This window comes from Virgibacillus subterraneus, assembly GCF_900110695.1.
Classification (GTDB): Bacteria; Bacillota; Bacilli; order Bacillales; family Amphibacillaceae; genus Lentibacillus; species Lentibacillus subterraneus.
Map to the genome: position 1 here is coordinate 119,967 of NZ_FOEH01000003.1, position 12,600 is coordinate 132,566.

Annotated in this window: 13 protein-coding genes and 1 pseudogene; 12 read left to right on the plus strand and 2 right to left on the minus strand. The window is 36.6% G+C overall.

Annotation, left to right across the window (positions count from 1 at the left end; all coding sequences use genetic code 11):
- The first annotated feature begins 3 nt into the window (after window positions 1-3).
- From BMY13_RS10220 to BMY13_RS10230, 3 genes are all read left to right on the plus strand, one after another.
- Window positions 4-819, plus strand: a complete 816-nt coding sequence (locus BMY13_RS10220) for a S1C family serine protease (protein ID WP_092504400.1) — start codon at window positions 4-6, stop codon at window positions 817-819.
- Window positions 820-1,157: 338 nt separating this feature from the next.
- Window positions 1,158-1,883 (plus strand): RNA polymerase sigma factor SigI, encoded by a 726-nt coding sequence (gene sigI / locus BMY13_RS10225; RefSeq protein WP_092504402.1) that lies wholly within the window; start codon window positions 1,158-1,160, stop codon window positions 1,881-1,883.
- Entirely contained in the window at window positions 1,883-3,013 is a 1,131-nt protein-coding gene (locus tag BMY13_RS10230; RefSeq protein ID WP_092504404.1) for an anti-sigma-I factor RsgI family protein, read from the plus strand. The genes sigI and BMY13_RS10230 overlap by 1 nt, the downstream gene beginning before the upstream one ends.
- Before the next feature lie 46 nt (window positions 3,014-3,059).
- Here BMY13_RS10230 and BMY13_RS10235 read toward each other — a convergent pair whose 3' ends face one another.
- A complete protein-coding gene (locus BMY13_RS10235; protein WP_092493563.1) occupies window positions 3,060-3,296 on the minus strand; it encodes a YhdB family protein in 237 nt (78 codons plus the stop codon).
- 159 nt (window positions 3,297-3,455) lie between these two features.
- Here BMY13_RS10235 and BMY13_RS10240 point away from each other — a divergent pair, with 159 nt between their 5' ends.
- The 7 genes and pseudogenes from BMY13_RS10240 (at window position 3,456) to BMY13_RS10270 (ending at window position 9,449) form a co-directional block, all read left to right on the plus strand.
- Entirely contained in the window at window positions 3,456-4,121 is a 666-nt protein-coding gene (locus BMY13_RS10240) for a YhcN/YlaJ family sporulation lipoprotein (protein WP_092504406.1), read from the plus strand.
- Window positions 4,122-4,542: 421 nt separating this feature from the next.
- Window positions 4,543-5,010 carry an S-ribosylhomocysteine lyase gene (locus BMY13_RS10245; protein WP_092504408.1) on the plus strand — a complete coding sequence of 156 codons (468 nt, stop codon included), beginning with the start codon at window positions 4,543-4,545 and terminating at the stop codon, window positions 5,008-5,010.
- A gap of 333 nt (window positions 5,011-5,343) precedes the next feature.
- Entirely contained in the window at window positions 5,344-6,714 is a 1,371-nt protein-coding gene (locus tag BMY13_RS10250) for a dipeptidase (protein WP_092504410.1), read from the plus strand.
- A gap of 23 nt (window positions 6,715-6,737) precedes the next feature.
- Window positions 6,738-7,496 (plus strand): (S)-benzoin forming benzil reductase, encoded by a 759-nt coding sequence (locus BMY13_RS10255; protein WP_092504412.1) that lies wholly within the window; start codon window positions 6,738-6,740, stop codon window positions 7,494-7,496.
- An 84-nt stretch (window positions 7,497-7,580) separates the two neighbouring features.
- A pseudogene (locus tag BMY13_RS10260) lies at window positions 7,581-7,664 on the plus strand (YjcZ family sporulation protein); the annotation flags it as partial.
- Between the two features lie 228 nt (window positions 7,665-7,892).
- Window positions 7,893-8,645 carry a type I methionyl aminopeptidase gene (map, locus tag BMY13_RS10265; protein ID WP_092493569.1) on the plus strand — a complete coding sequence of 251 codons (753 nt, stop codon included), beginning with the start codon at window positions 7,893-7,895 and terminating at the stop codon, window positions 8,643-8,645.
- A 30-nt stretch (window positions 8,646-8,675) separates the two neighbouring features.
- Window positions 8,676-9,449 carry a cobalamin-binding protein gene (locus BMY13_RS10270; RefSeq protein WP_092504853.1) on the plus strand — a complete coding sequence of 258 codons (774 nt, stop codon included), beginning with the start codon at window positions 8,676-8,678 and terminating at the stop codon, window positions 9,447-9,449.
- Window positions 9,450-9,745: 296 nt separating this feature from the next.
- Here BMY13_RS10270 and nhaC read toward each other — a convergent pair whose 3' ends face one another.
- Entirely contained in the window at window positions 9,746-11,107 is a 1,362-nt protein-coding gene (gene nhaC / locus BMY13_RS10275) for a Na+/H+ antiporter NhaC (RefSeq protein WP_092504414.1), read from the minus strand.
- A 456-nt stretch (window positions 11,108-11,563) separates the two neighbouring features.
- On the opposite strand from nhaC, the gene BMY13_RS10280 reads away from it, so the two are divergent.
- Both BMY13_RS10280 and BMY13_RS10285 read left to right on the plus strand, forming a co-directional pair.
- Entirely contained in the window at window positions 11,564-12,292 is a 729-nt protein-coding gene (locus BMY13_RS10280; RefSeq protein WP_092504416.1) for an AzlC family ABC transporter permease, read from the plus strand.
- Window positions 12,289-12,582, plus strand: coding sequence for an AzlD domain-containing protein (locus tag BMY13_RS10285; RefSeq protein WP_092504418.1), 294 nt, complete (start codon window positions 12,289-12,291; stop codon window positions 12,580-12,582). The genes BMY13_RS10280 and BMY13_RS10285 overlap by 4 nt, the downstream gene beginning before the upstream one ends.
- The last annotated feature ends 18 nt before the right edge of the window (window positions 12,583-12,600 follow it).

Here is a 12,600-nt window from a genome sequence, read left to right on the forward strand (position 1 = left end):
GTTATGACAAAAGAAAGAAATGATCATGATGTGATTGATGAAGATCTATATGAAGAGTTTGACGAAGAAGAATTAAAGGAACTTGTGGAAATCGAGCGCCAAAAAGCATTAACAAAAGCACAGCAGGAAAAAGACCCAAAACCAAAGCGTCCATTTCCAAAGTGGGCGTTTTGGTTAATTGCACTTGTAATGCTATTTAATGTGGTGGCACTCCTTCCTAAAACGTTTTCGGTTCCTGCTGTTAAATTTTTAATAACATCAGCTAAATTGTCGACTCAGGATAATATCCAAACTTATAAAGAAGCAGTTGTTACGATCGAGACAGGTGATAGTAAAGGGACTGGTTTTGCAATCACAGCTGACGGGACAATCTTAACCAATCACCATGTAGTTGAAGGGAAAGATTCTGTTACGGTTGCTTTTCCCGAAGCTGGATTATTTTCAGCCGTTATTGTAGATACATTTCCATCAGTCGATTTAGCAGTTCTGGATATAGCTGGCGAGAACCTGCCACATTTAAAATTAGCTGACAAGACAAATTTCCAGCCGAATGATCCGATTTATTTTATAGGTAATCCACTGAGTTTTAATGGAATAGCTAATAAAGGAACAATAATAGATTATACGTCATTAGGTAGTTGGGAAGAGCCGGTTTTAATGATAGATGCCCCAGTATACCGTGGGAATAGCGGAAGTCCGGTTATTAACCAGGATGGCGAAGTTATTGGAGTTGTTTTTGCAACATTGTTTCATGATACGCATGGGCGTGTAGGGCTTTTTGTGCCTATTGATTATTATTATGAACAAAACGATCAATGATTTTCGTTTAAATTACAAAAATTGGTGCCTTACAGAGGCATCATTTTTTATTTAGCAGTCATTTACTACAAGATTATGCTAATAAGCCGTTATAATAGATAAGTAATGAATACTTAAACAAACTGTAATTATTTTGAGATAGCAACAGAGTAGCTAGTACGATAAGCTTAATCTAGGTAATTTTTATGCAAAAATATATAAAACAAAGATGGTGATTTCATCATGATAAATAATATATTGACTAAAAATGAAATGATATATAATAAATCCTTATTAACTACACCCAAAAAGCGCAATAATAAAACGAAATCTGTAATGACTGGGGGTGCTTCAGTCTAATGATGAGTCAGCCTGTAGAAGAAATGCCCCTTGATGAAATGATTGCCTCAGTCCAGCGAGGGGATCAAACGTTACAGAACTATCTTTTAAAGTCATATCAGCCGTTTATTGCCAAATGTGTTTCAGAAGTTTGCAAACGTTATATTGACCCACAAAAAGATGATGAATTCAGTATTGGTCTAGCTGCATTTAATGAAGCAATTTTATCCTATTCTCCTGATAAAGGCAGTTCTTTCCTCTCCTTTTCAAAGCTAGTTGTGAAGAGAAAAGTGATTGATTATATCCGGTATGTTCAAAGGACACCTGCTGCGATATCACTAGACGAAAGCTTTGATGAAGAGCAGATGGAAAATCCTACCGAGATTGTTGCTGTGAAAGAAATTTATCAGCAGGAACAAGAAGCGTGGCATCGCAGGGAAGAAATTATGGATTTTAAAGAGAAGCTGCGTGTCTATAAATTGTCATTGGTTGAGCTGACAGAGGCTTCACCAAAGCATAAGGATGCACGTGAGTCAGCTGTTGCAGTAGCCAGAAAGCTTTATAATGATACTGACCTTCGGGAGTATGTGTACCAAAAGAAGAAACTGCCGATTAAGGATCTAGTAAAAATAGTGGATGTAAGTAAGAAAACGTTAGAAAGAAACAGGAAATTTATTTTGGCTATCTTTGTTGTTTTAGATGAAGATTATATGTATCTTAAGGAGTATCTTAAGGGGGTGGGTTAGTGAAAAAAGGAATCGTAATGGAAAAGCATCGCCACTATACAATTGTTATGCAAAAAGATGGTGCATTCCAGAAAGCTCTGCCAATTAAAGATGCTGATATTGGTGCTGAAGTTTTTTTTCAGCCAAAGGAAACAAAAATGAGTTCATTATTTTATCTATTTTCGAGCAAAAACAAAATAGTTCCTGTTCGCTTAATTGCAATGACTTGTATGTTATTTGTACTAATAATGCCTTTCTACTTTATCATGAATTCAAATGAAACATATGCATATGTTAACATTGATATCAATCCGAGTGTTGAACTAGAAGTTAATGAACAGCTAAAAGTACAATCAATTAATCCATTGAATGGTGACGCTGAAATTCTCATTAATAAGCTTTCCGAATATAAAGGTAAAGAATTAGAACATGTCATCGATAACATAATGAATACAAGTGAAAAGGCGGGCTTATTAAAAAATGGCAAAAATATGCTTGTCGGGGTCAGCTACATATTGGATTCACATAAAATATCGGTTGTTGATACAGTTGACAAGTACTTCTCAGACCATAATACGGACTGGAAAATAGCTACATTTAAAGTACCTAAAGAAATACGTATGCAGGCTAAGGAAAATAAACAGACAATGAATGAACTAATGGCGACATCACTTACTGAATCAAGTGAAACTCATGATGTTTCCAAGAAAGATAATATGGATCAAACAGAACCTGTGAATGATGAGGAAGAAGCAATGATTAATTCTTTTTATAATAAAAATCAAAATCATTCAGAATCCATTAAATCAAATAAGAGCAATAGTGATGAAACACAATCGTTAAATAAGAATGATCATGAAAAAAAAGGTAATAAACATCCAAGCGAGTTAAAAGAAAAAAATGGCGAAATTAATGCAAATAAGAAAAATGAAGGAAAAAATGCCCAAAAAGGTAAACTGAAAAAGGATACTGCTAAAGATAACAATCGTAAGGCTCGCGGGTATCAAAAAGATAAACATAAGAATCATGGCAATGGAAACCATTGGAGTAATGGTAATGATAAAGATAAAGGCAATAATAGACATAAAGGAAATAACGGCAATAATAGGAATAATAATGGAAGTAATGGAAATAAAGCAAATAATCATTAATTATAAGAATTAAATTGAAAATGCACCAGTATCTGGTGCATTTTCTTTATACTTCCATTACTGCTGCGGGAGTGTACTTCATAGCGTGGTCAATATAATATAGAAGGGTATCGTGTGATTCGACTACTTTTGTTTGATCAAGTGAGTAATGATAAGCGTGCAGGAAGATTTGGATTTTTTTGGATAACATGTCATCATTTGTGCGGACCATTAATACAAGCAGATCATCCCATTGTCCCCACAATGTATAATACAAGGCTTTATCATAATCAGGTATTTCCATTGTTGCCCTCCTTTGATTGTAAAGGGTTATTTGTAGTTTCCCCGAATTACTTTTTTATTGTCTGCAACAAAAATGGTGTGCTTGCCAATTTGTGTTAAGAGAATAAATTCACCTTACTGTTACATACTAAGAGCAAAATAGTTAAGGAGGAAAAATAAAATGAAATGGAAACTTTTTAGCCTTTTAGTAGTAATATCGATAGCACTTGTAGCATGTCAGGGGAACAATGGAAATGAAGAAGGACAGAATGGCGATGGAAATAATGTGGAACAAACTCGTTATAATTCCACAGATAATATGAACAATGATCAAAATAAAGGAAATAACAACGGTAATGCTCAACAAAATGGTAATGATGAGTATGAGCTAGCAGAAAAAGCTGCAGATAAAATTTCCGATCAAGTTGAGGGAATTGACAACGCTTATGTACTAAAAACAGAGAATAACGCATATGTTGCTGCAGAATTAGATAATGGTAACGCTAATGGAAATAACACTGGCAATACTAATGAAATGAACAACGGTAATGGAGATAACATTAATAACACAAATGGCGAAAATAACGGACTCACGAATAATGGGAGTGCTAGAGAAAATGGAAACAACAATGGAGATCAGCTAACTGACGAGGTGAAGCAAGAAATCTCAAAAATAGTTAAGTCAGTCGATAATGATATTGACAATGTGTATGTTTCGACAAATCCTGATTTCTTTGATTTAGCCAATAACTATGCAGATGATGCAGGTAATGGTGATCCTGTTGAAGGTATATTTGATCAAATGGGTAATATGATTGAACGTATTTTCCCGCAAAACCAGGATTAACAATTTATAACTAACTTTTATATGACGAGTGCACACATATAGGTGTGCACTCGTCTTTATTTAGTCAACATGTGCTATGAATTGATATATATTCAATTGGAATAAATGGTTGGTCTCATATGATAAAAGTGTAGCAAGTGTGACTCACAATATAAGGCAGTATTTGCAAACTATGATATAATTTTGAATGTAGTAAGTAAATGTTTTTATGGTAATGTTCTGGTACTTGGAGTTGGGACAGGTGAGTTATCAGCAATTCGCAGTGCTTCTACCTTCAAAGGGGAAAATTGTTTTGCGGATACGATGTTTAATTTAAAAGAGTACAAGGAAATTATTGATAAAGAAGGCCTATGAACAGGGCTTTACAATCTTGGCGAAGATCTGCAACAATAAGCCAAAATTAAAAAGGGAGCGATTTATTATGGCACAAAAAATGAATGTAGAAAGCTTCAACCTTGATCATACAAAAGTAAAAGCACCATATGTACGTTTGGTTGGTGTTACATCAGGTTCAAGTGGTGACAAGGTATATAAATATGATATCCGGTTTAAACAACCGAATAAAGAACACATGGATATGCCAGGACTGCATTCTATTGAGCATTTAATGGCTGAGAATATTCGAAATCATATGGACAATGTTCTAGATATTGGACCGATGGGATGTCAAACTGGTTTTTATCTTGCAATTTTAAATAATGATAATTATGACGAGATACTTGATACATTAGAAAAAACACTGCAAGATGTCTTGGCAGCAGAGGAAGTTACTGCTTGTAATGAGGTACAATGTGGCTGGGCGGCTAATCATAGCCTGGAAGGCGCAAAAGATATTGCCAAAGATATGTTAGCGGAAAAAAATGAATGGCACCAGGTTTTTGCAGAGTAAGAGGTAACTATTGCAATGCGAATTAAATAGGAACTTTGTAAAGGACAGTCCAAGAGGCTGTCTTTTGTTCGCAGTAAGAAAGCAAATTACGCTTACATAAGAACCTATGGCAAGTTATCTAATGTGGCTATTCGCTGGCCAGAAAGTGTGTGAGTGGACTGAGAGATTGAGGCTGGAATTAGAAAGAATAAGGAGAGCAAATATGAGCAGAATACATCCATATCTTCTTAAAACTGCTTGAAGAGTTAAAATTGATGAGTTTCTAGACAGTTAAATCGTTTTACAATTAAATCGTATGTTAAAATAAGTTAAAAGAACTGGAGGAATCTTACTATGTGCGAGCAAGCATTGAAGTATTTAACAGAAAATCGCGATAACACATTAAAAAAATTAAATGACTTTCTATCAATTCCAAGCGTGAGCACTGATAGTGTACATAAAAAAGACATTAATGAAGCGGCAAACTTTCTGGAAACATATCTAAATGATATTGGATTTGACAAAGTAGAACAGCAGGATACTGGTGGACATCCACTCGTTTATGCTGAATACAATCAAGCTGGACCTGATGCTCCAACGGTTTTATTTTATGGTCATTACGATGTTCAGCCTGTTGACCCTATCGATCAATGGAAAAGTGACCCGTTTAAGCCGGAAGTGCGTGATGGACGATTATATGCACGTGGATCAAGTGATGATAAAGGGCAAGTTTTTATGCATCTTGCTGTTTTTGAAGCATATATGAAAACAGAAGGGAAATTACCTTTAAATGTGAAAGTTTGTATTGAAGGGGAGGAAGAGATTGGCAGTGAGAATCTTTACCGTATCCTTCATGACAAACAGGATCAGTTTAACGCGGATTTTGCCGTTATTTCAGATTCAGGAATGATTGCTGAAAATCAGCCTACCATCTTATATGGCTTAAAAGGGTTTACTGGGATTGAAATAAACGTAACAGGACCTGATCATGACATGCATTCAGGAATGTATGGCGGGGCAATTCGAAACCCAATTATGGCGCTGAACCATATACTAACATCGATGAAAAATGAGGATGAAGTTGTTACAGTCGATGGATTTTATGATGGAGTTGAACCATTAACCGATAAGGAACGAGAATTAATTAAACAAGTCCAGGGTGAAGATTATCGTTCAACAGCTGGGGTTAATGAAACAGCTTCAGAAAAAGGGTACACTGCAAAAGAACATACAATGGCTCGTCCAACTTTCGAAATTAATGGGATGTATGGTGGCTATCAGGGAGAAGGAACCAAGACAATAATTCCCTCATCAGCTACAGCAAAAATTACCTGCCGTCTGGTTCCCGGGCAAGATCCTGATCAAGTTCAGCAATTGCTGGAGAAACATGTCTATGATGTTGCTCCATCCGGTGTAGAAGTAGAAGTTGTAAAGGAAAAGCTTTCTGCAAAAGCATATAAAGTAGAGCCAAACAATCCGCTTATTGAAAAGGCAGCAAAGAGTTATACAAAAGCATTTGGTAAAGAGACGGTATTTGTCCGCATGGGAGGATCTATCCCGGTTGTTGAATGGATCGAGGATATTTATAAAATGCCAATCGTTCTATTAGGATTCGGGACGCCAGGTGATCGTTTACATTCACCGAATGAAAGTTTCCCTCTCGATAGCTTGGATAAAGGAATGGAAACATTAGTTCATTATTGGTCAGAAATAAATACAAAATAAAAATTTTAAAAGGAGGGTTATTGATGAGGTTTGCAGTAGTTACCGGAGTATCAAAAGGGTTAGGCGAATCAATTGCTAAAATAATGATGGAATCTGGAGTAAATGTTGTTGGTATCTCCCGAAGTAAAAATGATTCACTGCAAACGTATGCATCCCAGAACAATGTAACCTATCAGCACTTTGTCTGTGATTTAGGAAATCTGGATAGTATAGAGCATACATTTGATCAAATGAGTAAGGAAATATTTGAGCCAGAACCGGCAATTGTTTACTTAATAAATAATGCAGGAGTTCTTGAACCAATTGATAAATCCATGAATATAGAAAGTTCTGATTTAGCATATCATGTACAGGTAAATACAGTCGCTCCAATGGTGTTAATGAATTTATTTTTGAAAAAAGCCACTGATATGGAAGTACAGTTTATTGGTACTACAATATCTTCGGGTGCAGCTGAAAGACCAGTATATGGATGGAGTGCGTATTGTAGTACAAAGGCAAGCATTAACATGTATACAAAAACAGTTGCATTAGAGCAAGATGAACTAAAAACTCAAAATAAAGTTATTGCGTTTAGTCCTGGAGTAATGGATACTCAAATGCAAGCGAAAATTCGAGAAAGTAATAAAGATGAGTTTATTGAAGTTGATACCTTTAGAAGTTATAAGAATAATAACTTGTTAAGAGAAACCGATGCAGTTGGTGGAGTACTCGTTAATATTTTAACTGATGAATCAAGTGTTGAGAATGGAAAAATATATAGTGTAAAAGATTATCTCTAGAGTGACTAATACAAGCAGTCGCCCTTCCCAAACCTATTTCAAGTGCATAAATTATAGTAATCTTGAAAATGAGGAGGGAATTTAATGAGTAGAGGTGGCTACGGCTCAGGCTTTGCGCTATTAGTCGTTTTGTTTATATTGTTAATCATTATCGGTACTGCTTATGTAGATGGTGGCGGTTACGGATATGGTGGCGGCTTTGGCGGCTATTAACTAAGGTAAAGTGCAGAGGGCTAATTTGCTCCTCTGCATTTTCTGCGTTATAGTCAATTTGGAGCGCTTATTCTCATAAAATGCTATTTATATGATACAATTTGTGGTGGTAGAAATAACCGTTATGTTTAAAAATGCTACATCATATATATTTTATTACTAACGTCGAAGGGAAGAAGAAATATGATTACACGAAAAAGCAAACGGGAAATCGAAAAAATGCAGCAAGCAGGTGATTTGCTCGTTAAATGTCATAAAGAAGTTGCTAAAATGATAAGACCAGGTATTACAACTTTAGAAATTGATACATTTGTTGAAAAATTTCTAGCTAAGCACGGTGCGACTCCGGAACAAAAAGGATATAGTGGCTATCCATATGCGATTTGTGCCTCAGTTAACGATGAAATCTGTCATGGGTTCCCACGGGAGCAAAAGCTTGTTGATGGTGATATTGTAACGGTTGATATGGTTGTTAACCTAAATGGTGGGCTTGCTGATTCCGCATGGACATACCCAGTTGGAAATATCGACGAAGCAGGTCAAAAGCTATTAAACGTATCAAAGACTTCTTTATACAAAGGTATCGAACAGGCACAAGTTGGAAGTCGAATTGGTGATATTGGTCATGCAATTCAAACCTATGCAGAAGGAGAAGGGTTTTCAGTTGTAAGAGATTTTACTGGTCATGGGATTGGGCCAACAATACACGAAGAACCTCATATTCCGCATTTTGGCCTGCCAAACAAAGGTTTACGTTTAAAAGAAGGAATGGTAATTACAATTGAACCAATGATAAATGAAGGCAGCTGGCACAGTAAAATGGACTCAAATAATTGGACAGCCCGTACAATTGACGAAGGTCGGTCTGCTCAATACGAACATACCGTTGTAGTCACAAAGGATGGACCATTACTTACTACTGATCAGGACAGATAATGTTATCAGTTAAATAAGGGGGAGATGATGATTCGAGTCGTATCCATTTGTCCGAGTAATACGGAAATCGTAGAATACCTTGGAAAAATTGATGAATTAGTTGGTATTGATAATTTTTCTGACTGGCCAGCTGAAGTGCTTGATTTACCTAAAGTTGGTCCAGACCTTTCTATTGATATGGATAAAGTAGAAGCATTAAATCCTGATATAGTCCTTGCCTCATTAAGTGTTCCGGGAATGGAAAAAAATATAGAAGCACTTGATGAGAAGGGTTTGTTATATATTATTTTAAATCCTAATTCATTAGATGAGATTGCAGATGATATTGAAAAAGTCGGCAAAGCACTAGGTGAGGATCAGCTTGGTTTAGATAAAGCGAAAGAGTTCCGTGATGAAATAGCTGCTTACCGTAGACAAGCAGCATACAGAGCAAATAAGCCCACATTATACTGGGAGTGGTGGCCAAAACCAGTATTCACCCCTGGAAGTGTAAATTGGCTTACAGAGATCAGCAACTTAGCTGGAGCAAGAAATATTTTTGATACAGAAGATGTAGCCAGTGTTCAGACAGATTGGAAGGACGTTTATCAACGTGACCCAGACCATATCTGCATGGTTTGGGTAGGTGTGAAAGAATCAAAGATGAAGCCTGAACTTGTTATGAAACGCCCCAAATGGGATGGAATGAAAGCAATTCAACAAGGTAAGATTCATGTGTTAGAAGAATCACTTTATTGCAGACCTTCGCCGAGACTGCTTGAGGGCTTACGTAAATTGGTATCTATACTAGAAAACTCCCCTTAATTTGGGGAGTTATTTTTAGCAGATATAACTACAAATGGATCCTCATTCCGCTAAATGTCAAAAAAGCTATCTCTTGGGAGCTTAAGTGGATCCTGGTTCCGTTAAATGCCCAAAAACAGTGAATTGTAAGGCTGAAAAGGACAAATAGTGGAACCAGGAACCGAAACCAAGCGCAAACTGAGGAGTTTGGAACGATTAGCGGAATGAGGATTCATATTAATCAGAATCGCATACTCATTCCGTTAAATCGCAGAAAAGCTATCCACCATTTTGCTAAGGATCCCACCATTGCTTTTTTACCTCAATGCTTTCCCGCCAAAGAGAATTGTTATAACTGGACTTATTAAGCAGAAGAACGCAAATGGTAAGTAGGTTAGAACTGGAACACCAAGAACGTCAGCAATAAAGACACCACAGACACTCCATGGTACAAGCGGGTTAATGACAGTACCAGCATCTTCAAGTGTCCTGGAAAGGGCCTTATTTGATAAATCAGCGTCTTGATAAACACCTTTATATGTCTCACCAGTGAGCATTATGGAAAGGTATTGTTCCCCAATCAGCACGTTTACGCCAATTGCTGTAGCTGCAGTTGAAATTATGATTGTTCTTACCTTTTTTAATTTTTTCTGAAACGATTGAAGTATTGATGGAACAATGCCCGTGACAAACAATAATCCACCAAATCCAAGTGCCAGAATAACAAGTGATATGGTGAACAGCATACTGTTAATACCACCCTTGGTTAATAAACTATTAACAGGTTCAAAATCAGTATTCGCTGTATAGCCATTAAACCAGATTGACCATATATCCGACCAAACAAGTCCACTTGTCATACTTGCGAGTATTGTTGCTACTACACTGCTTACACCAATGGAAATAAATGCTGGCATTTTAAAAATAGTAGCCAAAACCAGTACGGCCAAAGGAATCCATGATGTCCAGTGAATTAATCCAGTTGCATCAAGACTTGATTTGTAGGCTTCGAGATTTTCTACGGTTATAGCTTCATTGGGTGATAAAAACACAAATAAAATAAATGAAATTATAAATGCTGGTATTGTTGTTAAACTCATGTGTCTTATATGTTCAAATAAATCCACTTGAACGATTGTTGAAGCTAAGTTGGTCGTATCTGACAATGGTGACATTTTATCACCGAAAAATGCCCCGGAAACAATTGCTCCTGCTGTTATTGCCATTGAAGCATCCATCGCACTTCCCATTCCTATAAACGCTACACCGATTGTGGCAGTGGTTGTTAAAGAACTTCCAAGTGAAACACCAACAATTGCTGTAATTGCAAATACAATAGCATAAAACCACGTTCCGCCAATTAGTGAAAAACCGGTACTTATCAAGACTGGGATAGTACCACTTATCATCCAACTGCTAATTAAAATGCCAATCAATAAAAACAGGAAAATTGCTCCCATACCGGACTTAGCGCCAGCAGTCATGCCTTCTTCTAAATCTTTAAACGCAATATGTTTTAATAACCCATATAAAACCAGTATAAAGATAGCAATCATGATAGGGATATGTGGTTTTGTTCCAAGACCAATAAGAAAATAACTGATTAGACCGATTGTAAAGATAAAAAATAAAATTGACTCGCCAAGTGAGGGGTTGTGCTTTGGGTTTATTGGAAACATAGTAATCCTCCTTTTTTATTAGAAAAAAACTTGGCTTATCGTCAAGCCTTAATATAGATAAGCCCTAGTTTCACTTATGCAGTAAGAAAGGACTTATCTGCTAAAATAAAAAAAGCCTCATCCCTTAATAGGGACGAAGCTTTTATCTCCGCGTTACCACCCTGATTGATGAGTGCAATTATATGCAATCTCATCCTCTCATGAAAAATCCGCTAAACCGAATGTGTAATTCGAATTATTTCCTGCCAGAGCTTTCACCTGATGCCCTGTCTCTTGTTGCTGCCTGGAAAATTCTACTTCGCATTCCCGGATAAGTTATTCAGCTTAAAATATTAATCTGACTATACATGCTTAAATCATTAATTGTCAACACTTTATATTCCGATTTAAATTCTTTGTAAAATTAAGAATATGAGTTATAATAGTTTCAATTTTCAAGTTGAGGGTGGAAGTGCTATGACTACTAAAGCTATACATAAAAGTAACACATCATCGGCGGCACATATGATCAAAAGAGGTATATCAGTGGGGTTTCCAATCATGCTGGGATACTTGCCAATTGCATTAACATATGGCGTATTAGCGAGGCAGGCTGGAATGTCACTGACAGAATTAACATTAATGAGTGTCATGGTTTTCGCGGGTGCAAGCCAGTTTATGGGTGCCAATATGATTGCTGTTGGTGCGGGGGCTGTTGAGATTATTGTGGCTACATTTGTCCTCAATTTCCGTCATTTCGTCATGAGTTTATCATTTATGAATCGATTGCGAGGAATTGGACGGAATTGGAAAGTTCCTTTATCATTGGGTTTGACGGATGAAACGTTTGCAGTGTCATCCCTACATACGAAAGAAGCTAAAATGGAAAAAGGTGTTCTTTTCTATACAGCACTCATTTTAACTGCATACTTTTCATGGGTATTGGGGTCGCTTTTAGGAGGAGTCCTTGGTGAAGTTATTCCAGAGCAACTAAGCCAAAGTATGGGGATTGCATTATATGCCATGTTCATAGGTCTTTTGATTCCATCGGTTAAAAAGGAAATACGAATTGGGATTATAGCTATTATTGCGATGCTTATAAATACAATTTTCAACCAGTTCATGAGTGAAGGCTGGGCAATTGTGTTTGGTACGGTTCTTGGTGGATTAAGTGGCGTATTTTTGCTGAAGGAGGACCAATCATGATATTTGCTGTTATAATTGGCATGGCACTCGTAACAATGATTCCAAGAGCTATACCCGCATTTATTGTGGATAAATTGCAGTTTAAAGAATGGGTGAATCGCTGGCTTAATGCAATACCTTTTGCAGCATTAGGGGCTCTTATTTTTCCAGGTATATTAAACGTTAAACCAGATCAGCCACACATTGGATTAGTTGGCGGGGCAGTAGCTGTTGTACTGGCTTATTTAGGCCTGAATGTCATTGTAGCAGTATTAGGAGCTATTGTGACGGTCTTTCTATTAACCATGTAAAAACAGATAAATTAGGAA

Coding starts and splice junctions, on each gene's coding strand:
- BMY13_RS10250 (WP_092504410.1), top strand. CDS start 5,344: ATGTGCGAGCAAGCATTGAAGTATTTAACAGAAAATCGCGATAACACA.
- BMY13_RS10235 (WP_092493563.1), bottom strand. CDS start 3,296: ATGGAAATACCTGATTATGATAAAGCCTTGTATTATACATTGTGGGGA.
- map (WP_092493569.1), top strand. CDS start 7,893: ATGATTACACGAAAAAGCAAACGGGAAATCGAAAAAATGCAGCAAGCA.
- sigI (WP_092504402.1), top strand. CDS start 1,158: ATGATGAGTCAGCCTGTAGAAGAAATGCCCCTTGATGAAATGATTGCC.
- BMY13_RS10255 (WP_092504412.1), top strand. CDS start 6,738: ATGAGGTTTGCAGTAGTTACCGGAGTATCAAAAGGGTTAGGCGAATCA.
- BMY13_RS10285 (WP_092504418.1), top strand. CDS start 12,289: ATGATATTTGCTGTTATAATTGGCATGGCACTCGTAACAATGATTCCA.
- nhaC (WP_092504414.1), bottom strand. CDS start 11,107: ATGTTTCCAATAAACCCAAAGCACAACCCCTCACTTGGCGAGTCAATT.
- BMY13_RS10245 (WP_092504408.1), top strand. CDS start 4,543: ATGGCACAAAAAATGAATGTAGAAAGCTTCAACCTTGATCATACAAAA.
- BMY13_RS10240 (WP_092504406.1), top strand. CDS start 3,456: ATGAAATGGAAACTTTTTAGCCTTTTAGTAGTAATATCGATAGCACTT.
- BMY13_RS10220 (WP_092504400.1), top strand. CDS start 4: ATGACAAAAGAAAGAAATGATCATGATGTGATTGATGAAGATCTATAT.
- BMY13_RS10280 (WP_092504416.1), top strand. CDS start 11,564: ATGACTACTAAAGCTATACATAAAAGTAACACATCATCGGCGGCACAT.